A 19,433-nucleotide genomic window follows, 5' to 3' on the forward strand; every position below is an offset into this window, starting at 1 on the left:
GTGAAAAAACAGATCATAGACACGCACGTTCATATCTGGAACTTGCAGAAAGCCCGCTACCAGTGGCTGGAAGGAGATACCAGCATCCTGAACCGCACCTACCAGCTGGAAGAGCTGCTGCCCGAAATGGAGCGCACCCCTGTAGCTGCGGGCGTGTTGGTACAGGCCGCCAATCATATAGCAGATACAGACCTGATGCTGGAAGCCGCCCGCGCGCATGACTGCATTGCGGGCGTGGTAGGCTGGCTGCCGCTGGCAGACCCGGTGCAAACGGCGCAGCTGCTGGAAACGCGTTTCCTCCGGGAGCCGTATTTCAAAGGCGTGCGTCACCTGATACACAATGAGGCAGACCCCGCCTGGCTGTTGCAGCCGGCGGTGCTGGAAAGCCTCCGCATACTGGCGTTGTACAACATCCCGTACGATGTAGTGGGCATTCACGACGAACATCTGCAAACCGCCATCACCGTAGCGGAAAAGATACCTTCGCTCCGCCTGGTGCTGGACCACCTGAACCAGCCGCCCATTAAAGACCGGCAGCGCTTCGGCACATGGGGAGAATTGATGAAACAGGCAGCCGCTAACGGCAACGTATATGCGAAAATCTCAGGCCTGGGCACCGCCTCCGGCCACCCGGAGGCCTGGGCGGCAGATGACATCCTGCCCTATGTGCGGTACGCTCTGGAAACCTTCGGCGCAGACCGCTGTTTCCTGGGCGGGGACTGGCCGGTATCAAAGCTGGCGGGCAGCTACGCCCGGCACTGGGAAATGTATACCGGCATTATCAACGGTTTGCTGCGCGGCCCGGAAGCAGCGCAGGTATTTTATGGCAATGCCGCCCGTTTTTATAACGTGGAGGTGGCTATTGTTCAGCATTAAAACAGGTAAAATTGGAACTGATAGCTGGTGTTTCCCTGCATTTCATTGGCGCGTTTTCCGCCTCCGTCTGTTACACGCCGCAGAAAGGCACGCGGCGCTGGTCATGGCAAACCTACTGGCTGCTGCAGGCCGGCGTGTGCTGGTTGCTGCTGCCGGTAGTGGTGGCCTTCATCAGCATTCCGCACCTGCGGCAGGTGCTGCAGGAAGCCCCGGCAAGCGCCATGAGAAGCGCTTTCCTGCTGGGTGCGGCGTACGGCATAGGCGGTACTGCCTTCGGCATGGCCATCCGGTACGTTGGTTTTTCCCTCACCTATGCCATTTCCGTAGGCATTTCCTGCGTGCTGGGCACCTTGCTGCCGCCTTTGTATGAAGGCAGGCTGTCTGCCATATTGGGCGGCCCCGGCGGCAATGTGATCATAGCCGGCATGCTGGCCGGGGCCGCGGGCATTGCCTTGTGCGGGGCGGCCGGCCGGCTGAAGGAGAAAGATTATGCCGGCCTGCGGCCGGAAGAAAAAAGCAGTTATTCCTTTTCGCTTGGCATTGGTCTTTGTATATTGTCTGGCATCCTCTCTGCCTTGTACGGCTTTTCCCTGGCGCAGGGGCAGCCCATTGCGGACGTGGCCGCCAAATACGGCGCCGGCCATTTGCAGGGGAACGTGATCTATATTTTTTCGAACACCGGCGCGTTCCTCACTACCGGGCTGTATTGTTTGTACTTGCATGCCCGGCATAAAACGCTGCATGAATACGGCGGCACGGCAGACCGGAAATGGCTGGGGAAGAATTACCTGCTGGCCGCGCTCACGGGCGTATTGTGGTACACGCAGTTCTTTTTCTACGGCCTGGGGCATAACCGCATGGGCAACTATAAATTCACCAGCTGGGCCATACACATGATCATGCTGGTACTCATCAGCGCGCTGGTGGGCATTGTGATGAAAGAATGGGCGGGCACCAAAAAGCGCACCACCTCCTTGCTTATACTGGCGCTGGTAGTGCTGATCGCGGCCGTGCTCATCATCACGTACGGCAATTACCTGGGAGGAACATGATGTGATATGCAACAACCGGAACATATTCGTTTTGACATACCCGTCATCGGGGAGCATCACCCCGTGGTGATCGTTGGCGCGGGCGGCATTGTGGAAGGCGCCCACCTGCCCGCGTATGCCATAGCAGGCATACAGGTGGCCGGCATCTATGACCCTGACCAGTCCAAAGCAGCGCGCGTAGCGGCCGCCTTCAACGTGCCGCGTGTGTATGCCAGCATGGAAGCGCTGGTGCAGGAAAACGGCCGCCATGGCATATACGATATAGCCGTGCCCGGCAGCCAGCTGGTGAACGTTATATCCCGGTTGCCGGACAACTGTTTTGTGCTGATGCAGAAGCCCATGGGAGAAAATCTTGAACAGGCGGAGCAGATACTGCAGCTGTGCAGGAGCAAGCGCATCACCGCGGGGGTGAACTTCCAGATGCGCTACGCCCCCTACATTGCCATGGCCCGGCAAATGATGGCCGCCGGCATGCTGGGAGACATCTGCGATGCGGAAATATACCTGAACGTCTACACGCCCTGGCATATGTGGGATTTCCTGAAAACCGCCCCCCGGCTGGAAATACTCTACCATAGCATTCATTACATAGACCTGTTCCGGAACCTCTTCGGAGAGCCCGCCCGCATTTTTGCCAAAACCACCCGCCACCCTGACATGCAGGCGCTGCAGGCCGTGAAGTCGAACATCATCATGGACTATGGCGATTTTCTCCGGGCGCACATATCTACCAACCACGTGCACAAATTCGGGCCGCACCACCAGGATGCCTTTGTGAAGATAGAAGGCACCAAAGGCGCCGTGAAAATAAAGCTGGGCCTGCTCATGAACTACCCGCAGGGAACGGAAGACGTGTTTGAGTATACACTGCCGGACGGACCTCCCGATACATGGCGCCGCCTGCCCGTCAACGGCTCCTGGTTCCCGCATGCTTTTATTGGCAGCATGCATGAGCTGATCAAGGCGCAGCAGGGGCTGGTGGCCGCGCCGGATAATTCTGTGGAAGACTGCGTCCATACCATGCGGCTGGTAGAGCAGGCTTATGCTTCCTGAGCGGGTAGTATGAAGTGATGATTTTTTGTATCTTATTCCCCCGATGAAACCTTTACTTTTTATGACCGCCCTGGCGGTTGCCCTCGCCTGCAGCATGCAGGCATATGCCCAGCAAAAACCTAATATCATCCTGATCATCGCTGACGATGTAAGCTGGAACGATATAGGCTGCTATGGCAATACTTCCGTCCGCACGCCTCATATTGACAAGATGGCAAAGAACGGCATCCGGTTCAGGAATGCGTTCGTTACTTCCAGCTCCTGCAGCCCCAGCCGCAGCAGCATCATCACCGGCCGCTACCCGCACAGTACGGGCGCGGCGGAGCTGCACACGCCGCTGCCCGCGCACATGACCTTTTTCCCGGAGCTGCTGAAGAAGAACGGCTATTATACCGCGCATGCCGGCAAGTGGCACGAAGGGCCCAATGCCAAACGTGCGTATGATACTTCCCTCGTGGCTAACGCCAAAAACTTCGCGGGCGGAGAGGAGAAATGGGTGGAAGTTTTGCGGCAGCGGCCTAAAGACAAACCGTTCTTCTGCTGGTTTGCCGCGCTGGATGCCCACCGCGCCTGGCAGCCGGACGCGGCCCTTCCCCCGCACGATCCCGCAAAGGTAAAAGTGCCGCCCATGCTGGCAGATACAAAAGAAACAAGGGAAGACCTGGCGGCGTATTACGATGAAATTGCGCGCCTGGACCGCTACGTCGGGGAGCTGAATGCCGAGTTGCAACGGCAGGGTATAGCCAGCAATACGCTCGTCATCTTCATGGCTGATAACGGCCGGCCTTTCCCCGGCAGCAAAACGCGCCTCAACGATGCGGGCGTCAGAACGCCTTTCATAGTGCAATGGCCGGGAAAGATCAGGCAGGGAAGCGAGAGTGAAGCACTTATCAGCAGTGTAGATATTGCGCCCACGCTGCTGGAACTGGCCGGGCTGCCCGCTGCGGCCTCCATGCAGGGAAAAAGTTTTACCAGGCTGTTCACGCAGCCGCAACAACCCTTCCGCGAGTATGTGTTCACAGAACATAACTGGCACGACTTTGAAGCCTACGAGCGGGCCGTGCGCACCAAAGATTATTTGTACATCCTCAACAAACGCCCGCAATTTTCCAACCAGGGCCCGCGCGACGCGGTGAACAGTCCATCGTTTGCCGCCCTGCTGGCCGCCAGGGAACGCGGCCCGCTAACGCCGCAGCAGCAAGACATTTTTACAGCGCCCCGGCAGGCGGAAGAGCTGTACGCCGTCACGAAAGATAAAGACCAGATACATAACCTGGCCGGCAATGCACAGTATGCCGCCGCAAAAGAAAAACTGCGGCAGGCGCTGGAAAGCTGGCGGCGTGAAACAGGTGATACAGAACCCGCCGTGCTGACGCATGACTGGTATGAGCGGCTCACCGGGGAGAAGAAGCCCGAACATGGGAAACGAGGCGAAATGCCTGGTAGCGCAACGGAAAAATAAAGGCTGCCTCCGGGTGTTTTTTCCTTATCTTAAAAGTGAAGCACAACTGGCAGATTCCGGGACTATGCCAAAAAATTTTCCGTCCCGTTTCCGGGACAGAAAATTCCCCCGGTAATTTTTACATACCCTTAAAATGACGCACTAAGGAGGCCCCAAATACAAAAAACGGGACTGAAAAACGCCTTAAAAAAATTTTTTTACCGCAAAAACGGCCGGATGCTGCCGGGGCAGGGTAGGGATCATGCAGGCATTCCCGTGAGAGGCCGGCAGCATGACGGAGACCTTTACTGCCCCCTCAACAGGCAGGTAATGCCTCTCCGGCTTCCAATATGCCCGCCGGCAAGGCTCGCAAGGGTGCTTAAGGAAAGAGGCGAAACAAGCCGTATACGGGCCTAAAAACCGTGGGAAAGCGCTTTTCTGCGGTAGTATGGCGGCTACCGGAGCCCGCAAACATGGTAAATGTCACTAAAGTATCGGGAGAAAGACGAAGCTACAACGAACCTTCCCCCGGTGATGAACGAGCCTTCCCCAAAAGTTGCAGGTTCGTTGTAGGTTCGTTGTAGCTTCGTTGTAGGTTCGTCTTTGGCCGGTCGGGAGCAGTAAATTAACACCGCGGAGGGTGTAAAACGACACTATCAGCTACTTTAAGGCCACTGCTGCCTCCAGCCTGCCCCGTGGTTACTCCCAGTCTCCGGCATAGTAACCCGCACCATACTCCCAGTATACTCCCAGGATGGTACGTGGGGAGTGTATGTTTTAGGCATTTTAGGGGGTAGGGAACATCGGGAACAGTCCCTTTTCCGGGACAGTTCAAAAAATGCCGGGTTGCTCAATCCGCGTCCCGGTTCCGGGACTGTGCGGCCGTACTTTTTTACCTCCCCGGTTTGATGGTGACCGCATCAATTTTTTTGCCTTCCAGGTCAAACACCTCTATCTGCAATTGGGAAGCGTCTGCTTTGGCTTTGATGATAGACATATTGGAATTGACGAGAATGGGAAAGTTCCAGGCCCCGGGCTCCGGCGTTTTTTTTACGTTGCGGTGCAGGTGGCCGCACAGCATGATCTGCGCGCCGGCCGCATTCAGCAGCGGAACAAATTTCTCCGCCACTTCCTTTTCGCCATGCCAGCCGCCGAAGGGCGGGATGTGCGCTATCACTACCTTATAAGGCGCTTCTTTATATTCAGGGCGTTGCAGCGCTTCCTTCAGCCAGGCCGCCTGCTGGGTGCGGTACTCGTCAAAGTCTGCTATGCCGCTGTATTCTATATCCGAATCGGGTTTGTCTTCTCCCGTGTCCAGCACTACGAAACAAACTGGCCCGGTGCGTACCAGGTAATACAGTTTGCCGGTTTCCGTAGGGAAATAATTGGCGAAGCGGCTGGCAAATTCACCGCGCGTTTCATGGTTGCCGCGGGCGTAGTACATGGGGATGCGGTTGGCGAACATACTATCTGCCGTATCCATGAAGGAGGTGAAGATCTGCTCTTCGCTGCGCGAATTGTTCTGCATATCCCCGTTAAAGAAAACCAGCTGGTTGTTTTTCCAGTCTACCTGCTGCAGCAGTTTCCGGATGATCTCGTTCCGCTGGTGCATGTCATTGATCACCGCAAAATTGACCTGGGCTGCCTTGCTGTTGAGGGTGGTGAACGTGGGCAGCTCGGCCCTGAACACCTGGCCGGCGTCAATGCTGCCGTATTTCACTACATAACTTTCATGGCTGGCCACTTCCTGCGCGTACACCCTGTACCGGTACGTGGTAGCCGGGCTCAGGCCGCCTATCCTCACATTGTGGAGCGTAGCCTCCGTTTTGATGCCATGCTCCGCCGCAAAATATTTCCGGCGCTCCTGCGCATAGAAGTGAGAGCTGTCTGCCGGCGCCAGCTCTACCCAGCTGATGGCTTTTTTATTGGTGGTGAAAACAATGTTCACGCCTGTTTCTCCCAGGGCCTGCAGGTAGGGGCCGTGCGTGATCTTAAAACTTTCCTGGCAAAACAATAAAAGCGGTGTGAGTAGCAGTGCTCCAAGGAGCGATAGATTTTTTTTCATCAGAATAGGTTTGTTGACCCTGCCTGTAAAAATAGCAGAAATACCGGTAAACAGAAATAACCCGCAAGCAACGCAACGCGTTCCTGGAAAATAAAGTTTTGGAATACTGAAAAAGTATTCTACTTTCGTAATTATAGTAAAATCATATTTTACAATATAAAATTCCAGTTATGGTCAACAGATCCGCAAAAAGACTGTTGCAACTGATATGTGCAGTACTTATGGGCATTACCCTCCCCACCTATGCGCAAGACCCGGCAGTTTCCGGCAGGGTCACCTCACCTGACGGCGCGCCCGTACCTGGTGTATCAGTGCAACTAAAAGGCTCCGCCACGGGAGCCACCACAGATGAAGACGGCAGGTTCCGCCTGCCGGCCGCGCCGGGAAGCGGCACGCTTGTATTCAGTATGCTCGGTTATGCCAGGCAGGAGGTGCCTTACACCGGCTTTGGCCCGGTTACGGTCACGCTACAGTCTGCCGCCTCGCAGGTGGGGGAAGTAGTAGTGATAGGCTACGGCTCCATGCGTAAACGGGACCTCACGGGCGCCGTGTCTCAGGTAAAGGCCAAAGACATCGGCATAGTGGCCACCACCACACCGCTGCAAGCCCTCCAGGGCCGCGCGGCCGGCGTGCAGGTGATGCAGAACTCCGGCTCGCCGGGCGGCAGCATCAGCGTACGCATCCGCGGTACCAACTCCATCCAGGGCAGCAATGAACCGCTTTATGTGGTAGACGGCTTCCCGCTCAACGGCTCATTGTCTTTGCTGAACAATGCGGACATAGAGTCCATGGAGGTGCTGAAAGACGCTTCCGCCGTGGCCATTTACGGCTCCCGCGGCGCAAACGGGGTAGTGATCATCACTACTAAAAAAGGGAAAACAGGCGCGCCGCAGGTAGATGCAGAGTTCGGCTACACGGTGCAAAGCGTTACCAACAAGCTGAACATGATGAACGCCCATCAGTATGCGCAGTTCTACAATGAGCAGGCAAAGAATGACAACGTGGCGCCGTATTTTTCAGACCAGGTGGTAGACAGTCTGGCCGGGGTGCAAGGTACAGACTGGCAAGACGAAGTGTTGCGGAACGCGCCCCAGTACAACACCGTGCTCACCCTGAGCGGCGGCGGCAATAAAGCCCGCTATTCCGTGTCAGGCGGCGTGTTCAGGCAGGGCGGCATCATCCGCGGCAGCGACTACAACCGCTACTCCCTTCGCGGCAATGTAGAGCAGGACGTTAGTCCGAAGCTGTCTGTCAGTTACTCCACCAACCTCACCAGGGTAGAATCTTCCCGCAAAAATTCCGGGCAGGGCAACAGGGGCGGTTCCCTTATTTCCGCCATGGTGTCCGCGCCGCCTACGCTCTCGCCTTTTGTCAACGGCGCGTACAGGAACCTGGCTACTTCGTACCCGTTCATCTCCAACGTGATCATCAACCCGCTGGCCAATATCCGGGAAGCGTCTGACAACGTGCGCGCCAACAAGGTGCTGGCCAATGTGGCGGTTACCTACAAGCCGGTTGACGGCCTGTCTGTTAAGGTATCCGGTGGCATCGAGAATGAAGACAATTTCACGAACGTGTATACCAACGGCTTCACCTCGTCTAACGGTACTGTTTCCAACACCACCACCGGCAGCGGCAGCGTCAGCTCATCTAACGTTACCAGCATCCTGAACGAGAATATTATTAACTATATCAAGGTTTTCGGGGAGCACAGCCTCAGCGCTACCGCCGGTTTTACCTACCAGACCTATAAAACCAACGCGGTGGGCGGCGGCGGCAGCGGCTTTATCAGCAACATTCAAGGCCCGTATGACCTTGAAGCGGCCGGCACGCCGGGGGTGCCTACTTCCTCTTATTCCGCATGGACGCTCATTTCCGGGCTGGGCAGGCTTAACTACAGCTACCGGGACAAATACCTGGCTACGGTCAGCTTCCGCGCAGACGGCTCTTCCCGCTACAGCGAGCAGAACAAATGGGGCTATTTCCCGGCCGCTGCGCTGGCGTGGAGGGTGTCTGAAGAAAGTTTCCTGCAAAACGTACCGTGGATATCCGATATGAAACTCCGTGCCAGCTGGGGCAATACCGGCAGCACGGCCATTTCACCCTACTTCACCCTCAACCAGCTCACCACCGGCCAAACCATTTTCGGAGATGCCATCTTTACCATGTATGCGCCCGGCAGCCGGCTGCCGGCGTCACTCAAATGGGAAACCACGGAGCAGACAGACATCGGGCTTGACCTGGCCCTGCTGGACAACCGGCTGAGAGCGGGTGTGGACTATTATATCAAGAACACGAGAGACCTGCTCAACACCGTGTCTCTGCCGTCTTCCCTGGGGTATACCAATACTATCCGCAACATCGGGGAAATGCAGAACCGCGGGTTTGAGCTGATGCTGGAAGCAGACGTGGTGCGCTCCAAAAGCGTTACCTGGAGCCTGTCTGGCAACCTGGCCATTAACCGGAACAAGATCGTGAAACTGTACAACGGGGAAGACGTACTGGGAGGCAGCATCAACATCACGGTAGTGAATGATTACATTAACCGCCTGCGGGAAGGGGAAGCGCTGGGCAAGTTCTTCGGCTATGTGGAAGACGGGTATGACGCCAACGGCAAGATCAAGTATGTTGACCAGGACAAGAACGGCGTGATCAACGCCGGTGACAAAAAATTCATCGGTGATCCCAATCCAGCTTTTATTTACGGCCTCAACAGCAGCACTACCTGGAAAAACTTTGAGCTGACGGTATTCATACAAGGCTCCCAGGGCAACGACATCTTCAATCTCACCGCCGTGAACCAGACGCTTGATTATGGCTTCGGCCTCAACATGCCGGTAGACGTTTACAACAACCACTGGACGCCTGAAAATCCCAACGCCAAATACCCGAAGATCAGCCGCACCACCTCCGCGCAGATATCTGACCGGTTTGTGGAAGACGGTTCTTATGTACGGCTGAAGAACATCCAGCTGGCTTACAACCTGCCGGTGCAGCAGGCGGTGAAATGGTTCCGCACGGCGCAGCTGTATGTAAGCGGGCAAAACCTGGTCACCATCACCAAATATTCCGGGTACGATCCTGAGATCAACAGTTACGGCGGTTCAAACTCCATCCGCCAGGGCATAGACCACTACAGCTACCCGCCCTTCAAGGCGGTGACGGTGGGCATAAGATGCGGGTTTTGATTTTCATCATGAAAAAAACGGACAACAATGAAAAAACTGATGATAGCCATAATAGCCTGCGCCGCGCTGGCATCCTGCAGCAAGGACCTGAAGGAAGAGCCCAAGTCTGTAGCGGAAGAGCAGTTCTATAATACGGCGGCTGAAGTGGAAACCGCGGTGAACGCCATCTTTGGCCCGCTGCGGAACGAAAGCTGCATGGGCGGCCTCTACCCCGCGCAGCTGGAAACCTACGGCGAATACATTTACGGGAGGGGCAGCTATCAGCCGCTGAATGAATACGCCGGTCTTGACAACACCAATATCACGCGCTCCGGCCAGATCTGGGATCTTTTCTACAGGGCCGTTCGCAACGCCAACCTGGTAATTCTCAATGCGCCCAACGGCAACGCCATCAGTGAGGCGGACATTAAGAAGTACGTGGCGGAAGCAAGGTTCATGCGGGCCTTTACCTACTTCCACCTGGTGAGGAACTGGGGGGCATTGCCTTTGAGAACGGAAAGCAATATGGAAGAGGCCAACCTGGCGCGCAGCCCGGAGGCGGCGGTATACCAGCTCATCAAAGATGATCTGCAGCAGGCAGCAACAGACCTGCCGGATGCGGCCGCTATTGCGGGCAGGCCCACCAAATGGGCGGCCAGGGCCTTGCTGGCGGATGTGCATATTACCCTGAACGAAAACACGGAAGCCATGACCCGGGCAGACGAAGTGATTGCCTCCGGCAAATATGCACTGGTGCCGGTAGCCACTGCGGCAGAGTTTGACAAGATCTATGGCGCGGACGTGGTAACCAGCCCGGAGGAAATATTTTACCTCAAGTTCAGCCGCTCCGGCAGCAGCCAGGGCTGGCAGATGGTGATGTTTGCCCACCACCCCGGCGCAAAGTACCACGGTGCGGGCGGGTTTTACGCGCATTATACAGACACGGTGCAGAACAGCGTCATTAAAAACTGGGACCCTGCCGATCTGCGGAAACCGTTCAATTTATATTCCTATAACATAGGCCTGGGAGCAACTTCCGTGCTTTTCCGTAAGTTTAAGGACCCGGTGGCGGCTACGCAGCTCTCCGCCGGTAATGATTATCCTCTCTACAAATATTCCGATGTGCTGCTGCTCTACGCGGAGGCTGCCTGCAAGGCCAACAGCGGCCCCACCGCGCTGGCCGTGGAGCGCCTCAATATGGTGCGCCGGCGTGCCTACGGGCTCAACCCGCTGGTGGCAGACGCCGGTGACTACAAGCTGGCAGACTATGATGCCGCAGGTTTCCTTAACCTGGTGGTGAAAGAGCGTGGTTATGAAACCGTGTATGAGGCCAAAAGATGGCTGGAGCTGAAACGCATGGGCATTGCCAAAACGGTGGTGCAGCAGGTGAAAGGCAAAACGGTGGCAGACAAACACCTGCTCTGGCCCGTGCCGCTTTCTGAAATGAACTATAACAAAGCATTAGACCCTGTTAAAGATCAAAATCCCGGATATTGAAATGATGAAGAAGATCACCATTCTCTGTTGCCTGTTCCTTCCACTGGCCGCGGCCGCGCAAAGCCGCTATGACTCGCTCTGGAACGACCCTGTAGTGGAGCAGCGCATTCAGCAAGGCATCAAGGCTAACCGCATGGGCGCGTTCACTTTGCTGTTGCCCGCAGGCGGCGCGGAAGAAATAACGGTGCGGCAGGTAAAGCACCAGTACCAGTTCGGCGCCAATATTTTTATGCTGAACGGTTTTGCGGACAAGGAAAAGAACCGCCGGTACGAGCAGGTATTTACATCGCTGTTCAACCTGGCCTGTATGCCTTTTTACTGGAAAACGCTGGAGCCGCAGCAGGGCCAGCTGCGTTATGGCGCCGGCAGCCCCGTTATTTACCGCCGCCCGCCGCCAGACCCCGTGCTGGCCTTTTGCAAGGCTAACGGCATAACGCCAAAGGGGCACACCCTCCTGTGGGACCATACCGTCCATTCCATCCCGGACTGGCTGCCCGCAGATACCGCGGCCATACAACCCCTGGTCACCAAAAGGATCAAAGAGCTGGGAGAAAGGTACGGTACGGCCATCCAGACCTGGGACGTGGTGAATGAAGTGGGGCAAACCCACGCCAATGTACTGCTGCCGGAAAACTATGCGCTGAAGGCTTTCCTGGACGCGCAAAAATATTTTCCTCCTTCCGCCAAGCTGATGATCAACGACGTAACATCCGTATGGCAGCAATACCGGCGGGAGTACAGTCCTTATTACCTGCTGATAGCATCACTGCTCTGCAAGGGAGCCAGGATTGATGCCATCGGCCTGCAGTTCCACTTTTTCAGCGAGCAGGCGCATGCCGGCGCGGCGGCGGGAAAAGCATTCACGCCCGCAGAACTTTTTAACGTGCTGGACCTGTACGGCCGCTTCGGCAAGCCCTTACATATTTCAGAGATCACGCTGCCCACCTTGCCGGCTAATGAAGCGGGCGCGCAGCTGCAGGCAAAAATGACGCGCAACTTTTACCGCCTCTGGTTCAGCCACCCGGCCACGGAAGCCATCATCTGGTGGAACGTGGCAGACGGTACGGCCCTGGCCGGGGAAGACAAATGGCGCGGCGGCTTCCTGAATGAAGACCTGTCTCCCAAACCATCGTACCATGTGCTGGACAGCCTCATCAACAAGGAATGGAAAACCCGTTTCACCGAAAAAACGGCCGGCCGCCAACAGCTGACGTTTGACGGCTTCTTCGGGGAATATGAGATCAGCATCAAAAAAGGGAAGAAGGTAACTACGCGCATCGTACGCCTGGAAAAAGAAAGCGACAGGACCATCCAATTGTGATAATAAATTTTACCGATGAAAATCATAGACATCAGAACAAGATGCGTGGCCATTCCGCTGAATGCGCAGCTGCGGCATAACACCGGCGTGCATCCGGGCTACTTTCTGCGTACCATACTGGAAGTGGTGACGGATGAAGGCATCACCGGCCTGGGAGAAGTAGGCGGGGGAGACCAGCGCGCCGCCCTGCAGAAGCTGAAACCGCGCATTGTCGGCATGGACCCCTTTCATCTTGAAATGATCAAGCTGAAGGTATTGCGGAGCATTTACTACATGTCTAACGCCCGCCTGTACGCCGCCATTGAAATGGCCTGCCTGGACATACAGGGCAAGGCGCTGGGCCGGCCGCTGAGTGACCTGCTGGGCGGCAGCGTACGGCAGGAAATTCCCATGATAGCCTACCTCTTCTGGCGGTACAATCGGCCCGGCGGGGGAGATGATGAAAAGGCGGAAGACCTGGCGGCCCTTTGTACGGAGCTGCATGAAACCCTGGGCGTAAAAGCCATGAAGCTGAAAGCCGGTGTGAAAGACCCTGGGGAAGAAGCCCGCGTGCTGGAGCTGTGCAGGAAAGAGCTGGGTGACGATTTCGGGCTGCGCATAGACCCCAACGGCGTATGGTCTGTTCAAACGGCCGTGCGTATAGGGCAGCGGCTGGAAGCGCTGAACATAGAATATTTTGAAGACCCGGCCTGGGGCCTGCAAGGCAATGCCGCCGTGAAGAAGCAGATCAGGATACCCATTGCCACCAATATGTACCCCGCCCGTTTTGAAGACCTGGCGCCGGCCATACGTATGGACGCGGTAGACATTGTGCTGACAGATATTCACTACTGGGAAGGCCCGCGCGGCGTGAAAGACCTGGTAGCCGTTTGCAACACCTTCAACCTGGGCATAGCCATGCACAGCGGCGCGGAGTTCGGCATTGAGCTGGCCGCCATGCTGCACACGGCCTCCACCATTCCTACCATGAACTTTGCAGGAGACGCGCACTATCACTACCTCACAGATGATATTATTCAGGGCGGGCTCATGCCGTACCGCAACGGCTGCATCAAAGTGCCGGAAGGGCCGGGGCTGGGCGTTGCGCTGGATGAAGAGAAAATGAAGTTCTACGAAAAATATTACGAAGAAAAAGGGGACTACTACGCCCGGTTCCATCAAGACCCGCGGCGGCCTGACTGGTTCCCCACTGTTGGCGGACTGTAAAAGCGTACTCTCATGACGGAAGCAAGAAAAACGGCGCTGGTTACCGGCGCGTCACGCGGAATAGGCAAAGCCATTGCATTGCAGCTGGCCACGCAAGGGCTGAACGTTATTGTGCACTACAAGCGCGAAGCCGCTGAAGCGGAAGCGGTAGTGCAGGCCATACGGCAGCACGGCGTAGAGGCGGCGGCGTTACAGGCAGACCTGTCCGTCCCCGAAGCCGCCATAGCCCTCGGCCACGCCGCCTGGGGCGTTTGGGGCGGCATTGATGTGCTGGTCAATAACGCGGGCGTGTCTTACAAAAAACATTTCCTGGACAATACGCCGGAAGATGTAGACGGGTTCATGAACGTCAATTACAAAGGCGCTTTGTTCCTGATGCAGACCATTGCCCGGCACATGGTGGAGGAAGGCCGCGGCGGCAGCATAGCCTGCATCACGTCTGTAAACGGCATCCGCCCCGGTATTGGCCTTTCTGCCTACGGCGCTTCCAAGGCGGCGCTGGAGTCTATGGTCAAAAGCGCCGCCATGGAGCTGGCGCCGCATAACATCCGGGTCAATTCATTTGCAGTGGGCGCGGTGGAAACAGACATCAACGCCGGCGTACGCCAGCAGCCGGAGCTGCTGCAAGAGGTGAACGCCGGCATACCTATGGGCCGCTTCGGCCTGCCGGAAGAAGTAGCCGCCGTGGTGAGCAGCATGCTGCTGAACGACCGGTATATGACCGGCAGCACCATTACGGTAGACGGCGGCCTGTTGCTGATGAGAGGCTACGGCAAAGCCGCGCCTTACACCACTAAAGATCAAAACACATGATGAAGCAATTAATAATATTCAGCATCAGCCTGGCCATTACCGCCGCGGTATGGGCGCAAGACACGGTAAAGCCGCTCTGGCAGCCGTTCCGCATTACACCGCGCGAAGGCGCGCAGCATGTAACGCTTTCCGGCAGCTGGGAGCTGTCTTATATGGACAAGCCCATCACCTCCCTGCAGGAGCTGGCCGCAAGGAAAGAACCGTTCACAACGGCCGTGCCTTCTTCCGTACACTGGTCTTTTTTCAGGGCTGGCAAATTGCCGCACCCGTACTACAACATGAACGCCAACCTGTACAAGTGGCTGGACGAAAAAGTGTGGTACTACCAGCGGGAATTCCAGGCGCCGGCCGCAAACCCCGGAGACCTGGTGTTCCTCTGCTTTGACGGCATCGATTATTTTGCCAAAGTGTGGGTGAACGACAGCCTGGCCGGTACGCATGAAGGCATGTTTGCCGGGCCGGACGCGGAGATCGGCAAATGGCTCAAGCCCGGCAAAAACAAGATCACGGTAGAAGTAAGAGCAGGCAATTGGGGCCAGAAGGCCACCGATGCAGATAACCTGCCCAGGAACGCCACGGGAGAAAAAGACTACAGCAAACGCACCGGCTACAACCCCAGGGCCAGCGGCCGCATCATCAAACCCTGGATCATTTCCGGCGGCTCCGGGGCGGAAGCGTTTTTCTCTGTGGGCATGTGGCGCGGCGTGCGGCTGGAAGTAGTGCCGCCCTACCACCTGGAGCGCCCCTTCCTCACTACGCGGCAGCTGACGCCATCAAAAGCCTCCCTGCATCTTTCCATGGAAGTGCTGGCCAACGCGCATTCCCTGCAGCAACGGCTGCACCCCTGGAACAACACGCAGATATTGCATTGGGACACCAAAGTGCCGCCCGTAGTGCCGGTGAAAGAAGCGTTGCAGGTAACGGTGGAGCTGGTTGATAAAAATGGGAAGGTAGCGGCGGTAAAAGAAATACCCTTGCATATTAACGAAGGCCGCAACTGGCTGGAAGAAGATATTACCGTAAATACCCCTGCCATCTGGCAGCCCGCGGGCATGGGAGAGCAGCCGCTCTACAACGTGCGCATTGCCCTCAAAAAGGGAGCGCAGGTGATAGACCGCCTGTCTTTCGAATACGGCATCCGCACCATTGAGCAAGTGCCCTCCGCCGGCCCGCGCACCGCAGACCGCTGGCAGAACTGGCAGTTTGTGGTGAATGGCCGCAAAATTTTTGTGAAAGGCATGAACTGGACGCCCGCAGACGTACTGCTGGACCTTTCCCCGGAGCGTTACCGCTGGGCGCTGGAAGCGGCCAGGGACATGGGCGTGCAGCTGATACGCGTATGGGGTGGCGGCCTGCTGGAAACAGATGATTTCTACAGGATCTGCAATGAGCTGGGCATTATGGTGTGGCAGGATTTTCCTATCGGCAACCAGGATACGCCCGGCTACCCGCAGGATATCTGGGAGGCGCAGGTAGTGCAGAACATATTCAGGCTGCGCAACCACCCCAGCCTGGCGGTATGGTGCGGCGGCAACGAGTTCAATCCGTACTCCTACGGCAACGCCGCCACCATCGGCATCCTGGAAAGAAGCCTGCATACCTTCGATGATACCCGCCTGTTTGTGCGCACCACGCCGGATGCCGGCAGCATGCATTCCTATCCTGACATGGACCCCGTATGGTACAAACCCAATTTCCGGTATATACCCTGGATGTCTGAAACAGGCATGCACAGCATGCCGGAGGCCGGTTTGCTGCGGGAGCTGGTATCTGACAAAGAGTTCTTTGACCTGGGCAAGATGTGGGATAAAAGTTTTGCGGCGGGCCACCAGGAGCTGATCCATCACTTTGCGGAGTACGGCCCCGGCCGCGTGCCGCGCATGCTGAGCCGCGCCTCCCATATCACAGATATGTCTAACCCCACCATTGAAGCCATAGCAGAGGCTACACAAATCGGCGCCGGAGAATTTTACCAGGTGATGTCGGAGAAGGTGCAGGGCAATTACCCGGTCACCACCGGCCTGATGCCCTGGGTGTTCAAACGCCACTGGCCGGTGATAGCCATCCAGCTGATGGACTGGTTCGGGCAGCCCGGCGCGCCTTATTATTTCCTGAAACGCACGTATGAGCCTACGCATGTGGCCATCGATATTCCCCGCCTGCTCTGGAAAGCAGGGGAGCGCATCACGCTGCGCACAAAGATCACGCACGCCCTGCCGCAGGCCATACCCGGCGCAGGCATCACCATTCGCGTATATGACGATGCTTTCCGGCAACTGGCTGCCTATGAGCAACCGGTCAGCATTGCGGCAGGCACTTCCGTGACGGATACGGCGATAGACAGCTTTTTGATACCGTCCACGTATAAAGACCGCTTCCTGTTCCTGCTGGCCGAACTGAAAGACGCCAGCGGCAAGCTGGTATCCCGTTCGTTCTACTACCCCCGCGTATTAAGCCAGATGGAAGATGCTTCTTTCTATGAGGCCTACCTGCGGGAATCCAACCCCTGGCCCACGCTGGAGAAAGGCCCCTGGTTGCGGCCCACCGTGGGCAAAACGCGCACCTCGCTGCAGCTGGCCGTTGTACAACACAACCGGCTGAACAATGAAGCCGCCGTTATACGGGCCGTGGTCACCAACAACGGAAAGATACCTGCCTTTATGACCACGCTTGATGTAACAGGCGCCAAACGCGCCTTTACGGCCACGGATAATTTTTACTGGCTGATGCCCGGAGAAAAACGGGAGATCACGCTGAAGGTGCACTGGCGGGAAAAGAAAGCAGGGAACATGATTACGGCAGAGGCCTGGAACGCGCCGCCGGTAAAAGCAAAATTATAAATGATGACGGCAAACCCGAACATTCAAGATAAAACGCTTGCTCCTGACGTGCAGGTGAAACAAGCCGGCGGCTACCGCTGGGAGCTGCTGGTGCTGCTATGGCTGGCCTTCTTCCTGAACCAGGCAGACCGGCAGATATTCAGCGTGGTGCTGCCCCTCATCAAGGCGGAGCTGGCCCTGTCAGACGCAGACCTGGGCCTGATAGCCTCCGCGCTGGTGTGGACGTACGGGCTGCTGGTGCCCGTAGCCGGCTTTACAGGAGACCGGATCTCCCGCAAAAGCATCATCGGCTTCAGCCTGCTTTTCTGGAGCTTTTCCACGCTGGCTACCGGGCTGTGCTCCACGCTCATCCAGTTCCTGGTGCTGAGAGGTTTTGCCACCGGGGGAGGAGAAGCTTTCTACGCTCCTTCCGCCAATGCCATGCTCAGCGAGCGTTACGCCGGCAACCGCTCTACCGCCCTGGCCCTGCATCAAACGGCCGTGTATGCCGGCATCATCCTGAGCGGCCTCATTGCCGGGTACATCGGTGAGCACTACGGCTGGCGCAACGCCTTCTTTGTGTTCGGCGCCTTCGGCATTGTGCTCGCCTTCGTGATCTTCTTCCGGCTTAGCAAAGACCGGCCGGTAGTGGCGGAGCAGGGCGTCAGCATTGCGGCCACGGCCAAAGTGATCTTGCGCAAGCCCACCTTCCTGCTGCTCACCGGCGCCTTTGCCTGCATGGTATTTGTGAATGTAGGCTACCTCACCTGGATGCCTTCGTTCCTCGTGGAAAAGTTCGGGCTGAGCCTGACGGATGCCGGCTTTTCATCCATGTTTTACCATCATGCCGGGGCCTTCCTGGGCGTATTGGCCGGCGGGAAAATAGCGGACGCCACGGCAAAGATCAACCGCCGCAACCGGCTGCTGGTGCAATGTGCAGGCCTGCTGCTGGGCGCGCCCTTCATTTACTGGATGGCGGCGGGCCACACGCTGGTTGTCATCTACACGGCGCTGTTCCTGTTCGGCGTTTTCAGAGGGGTGTATGACTCCAACATCTTCGCGTCACTGTATGAAATAGCGCCGCATAACATGCGCTCTTCCTCTTCCGGCATTATGCTGATGGGAGCGTTCCTGGCCGGCGCTTTTGCGCCGCTGATACTGGGCATATTAAAACCCACACTGGGCCTGGAGGCAAGCCTGGCCTGGCTTTCTGCCAGCTACGTGCTGGGGGCTGCGCTGCTGGGCCTGGCAGCGTACGTCTTCTTCGGGAAAGACAAGGCTTATGAAAAAAGCATTTCACTAAACTAAATATCTATTATTATGAGTGTTGACCAATATAAGAAAGAAGTGGGCATGATGAACCTGGAAAAACTGATCGAGAGCCGGCAAACTATTCCTGCCAATACTTTCCCCATTCCCGACAAAGAGCTGCTGCAGCGGTTTGAGCAATTGTACACCGGCGCGGTCAATGACGTGCTGCGGGAACATTGTTTGTTAAACCAGGCCTTGCCCAATCACATTGTTCCCCTGCGTGAATACAGAACGGTAGCAGGTTTTGCCTTTACCGTAAAAAGCGCCCCCAATGCCATGATCAGCGGCGAAATGGAGTTCAGGGTGAAGATGCTGGACGAGATCAGGGAAGACGCTTTTGTGGTCTGGGATACCAGCAAAGACGAAAAGGCCACGCTGTGGGGCGGCGTGATGACGGCCACGGCCAAAGGGAAAAAAGTAAAGGCCGCCTGCATAGACGGCGGCATCAGGGATACGCACCAGATACTGGCGGCAGAGTTCCCGGTGTTCTACAAATACAGGATATCCAACGGCAGCCTGGGCCGCTGCCTCATTACCCACTACCAAACCCCGCTGGTGATAGGAGACGTGCTGGTGCGCCCCGGAGATGTGGTGCTGGGCGATATTGACGGCGTGCTGATAGTGCCGAGAGACATTGCCTACAACGTACTGCTGCGTGCGGAAGAGATCAGGGAAAACGAGCAGCTGATTTTCGGCTGGGTGAAAGAAGGGCAATCTGTCAAAGACATTTCAGACAAAGGCGGGTACTTTTAAAAGCGCCCGCTCAGGCGGCATCACCTGGTGATGCCGCTTTTTTGTTTTAATGCGCGGTT

13 protein-coding genes are annotated in these 19,433 nt (G+C 56.6%); 12 read left to right on the top strand and 1 reads right to left on the bottom strand.

Annotation, left to right across the window (positions count from 1 at the left end):
* Genes ABDW36_RS11980 through ABDW36_RS11995 form a run of 4 tightly spaced genes read left to right on the top strand, consistent with a single transcriptional unit; the run spans window position 1 to window position 4,443 of the window.
* Window positions 1-876 (top strand): amidohydrolase family protein, encoded by an 876-nt coding sequence (locus ABDW36_RS11980; protein WP_343702139.1) that lies wholly within the window; start codon window positions 1-3, stop codon window positions 874-876.
* 11 nt (window positions 877-887) lie between these two features.
* Window positions 888-1,928, top strand: a complete 1,041-nt coding sequence (locus tag ABDW36_RS11985; protein WP_343702140.1) for an L-rhamnose/proton symporter RhaT — start codon at window positions 888-890, stop codon at window positions 1,926-1,928.
* Between the two features lie 6 nt (window positions 1,929-1,934).
* The gene (locus tag ABDW36_RS11990; protein ID WP_343702141.1) at window positions 1,935-2,981 is read left to right on the top strand and encodes a Gfo/Idh/MocA family oxidoreductase; all 1,047 of its coding nucleotides are present in this window, start codon (window positions 1,935-1,937) and stop codon (window positions 2,979-2,981) included.
* Between the two features lie 43 nt (window positions 2,982-3,024).
* Window positions 3,025-4,443, top strand: coding sequence for a sulfatase (locus tag ABDW36_RS11995; RefSeq protein WP_343702142.1), 1,419 nt, complete (start codon window positions 3,025-3,027; stop codon window positions 4,441-4,443).
* 871 nt (window positions 4,444-5,314) lie between these two features.
* Here the strand turns inward: ABDW36_RS11995 and ABDW36_RS12000 are convergent.
* Window positions 5,315-6,487 (bottom strand): FN3 domain-containing metallophosphoesterase family protein, encoded by a 1,173-nt coding sequence (locus tag ABDW36_RS12000; RefSeq protein ID WP_343702143.1) that lies wholly within the window; start codon window positions 6,485-6,487, stop codon window positions 5,315-5,317.
* 170 nt (window positions 6,488-6,657) lie between these two features.
* Here ABDW36_RS12000 and ABDW36_RS12005 point away from each other — a divergent pair, with 170 nt between their 5' ends.
* From ABDW36_RS12005 to ABDW36_RS12040, 8 genes are read left to right on the top strand one after another with little or no spacing between them, the layout of a single operon-like run.
* Window positions 6,658-9,675 carry a TonB-dependent receptor gene (locus ABDW36_RS12005; RefSeq protein WP_343702144.1) on the top strand — a complete coding sequence of 1,006 codons (3,018 nt, stop codon included), beginning with the start codon at window positions 6,658-6,660 and terminating at the stop codon, window positions 9,673-9,675.
* A 27-nt stretch (window positions 9,676-9,702) separates the two neighbouring features.
* A complete protein-coding gene (locus ABDW36_RS12010; protein ID WP_343702145.1) occupies window positions 9,703-11,151 on the top strand; it encodes a RagB/SusD family nutrient uptake outer membrane protein in 1,449 nt (482 codons plus the stop codon).
* A 1-nt stretch (window position 11,152) separates the two neighbouring features.
* The gene (locus ABDW36_RS12015) at window positions 11,153-12,472 is read left to right on the top strand and encodes an endo-1,4-beta-xylanase (RefSeq protein ID WP_343702146.1); all 1,320 of its coding nucleotides are present in this window, start codon (window positions 11,153-11,155) and stop codon (window positions 12,470-12,472) included.
* A 15-nt stretch (window positions 12,473-12,487) separates the two neighbouring features.
* Window positions 12,488-13,678 (top strand): enolase C-terminal domain-like protein, encoded by a 1,191-nt coding sequence (locus tag ABDW36_RS12020; protein ID WP_343702147.1) that lies wholly within the window; start codon window positions 12,488-12,490, stop codon window positions 13,676-13,678.
* Window positions 13,679-13,690: 12 nt separating this feature from the next.
* Complete coding sequence (locus ABDW36_RS12025; protein WP_343702148.1) at window positions 13,691-14,491, top strand: SDR family oxidoreductase; 801 nt, start codon at window positions 13,691-13,693, stop codon at window positions 14,489-14,491.
* On the top strand, window positions 14,488-17,331 hold the full coding sequence (locus ABDW36_RS12030; protein ID WP_343702149.1) for a sugar-binding domain-containing protein: 2,844 nt from the start codon (window positions 14,488-14,490) through the stop codon (window positions 17,329-17,331). The genes ABDW36_RS12025 and ABDW36_RS12030 overlap by 4 nt, the downstream gene beginning before the upstream one ends.
* 3 nt (window positions 17,332-17,334) lie before the next feature.
* The gene (locus tag ABDW36_RS12035) at window positions 17,335-18,618 is read left to right on the top strand and encodes an MFS transporter (protein ID WP_343702150.1); all 1,284 of its coding nucleotides are present in this window, start codon (window positions 17,335-17,337) and stop codon (window positions 18,616-18,618) included.
* Window positions 18,619-18,630: 12 nt separating this feature from the next.
* The gene (locus ABDW36_RS12040) at window positions 18,631-19,374 is read left to right on the top strand and encodes an RraA family protein (RefSeq protein ID WP_343702151.1); all 744 of its coding nucleotides are present in this window, start codon (window positions 18,631-18,633) and stop codon (window positions 19,372-19,374) included.
* Window positions 19,375-19,433 lie beyond the last annotated feature (59 nt).

Origin of the sequence: Chitinophaga sp. (genome assembly GCF_039596455.1) — a bacterium.
GTDB lineage: Bacteria > Bacteroidota > Bacteroidia > Chitinophagales > Chitinophagaceae > Chitinophaga.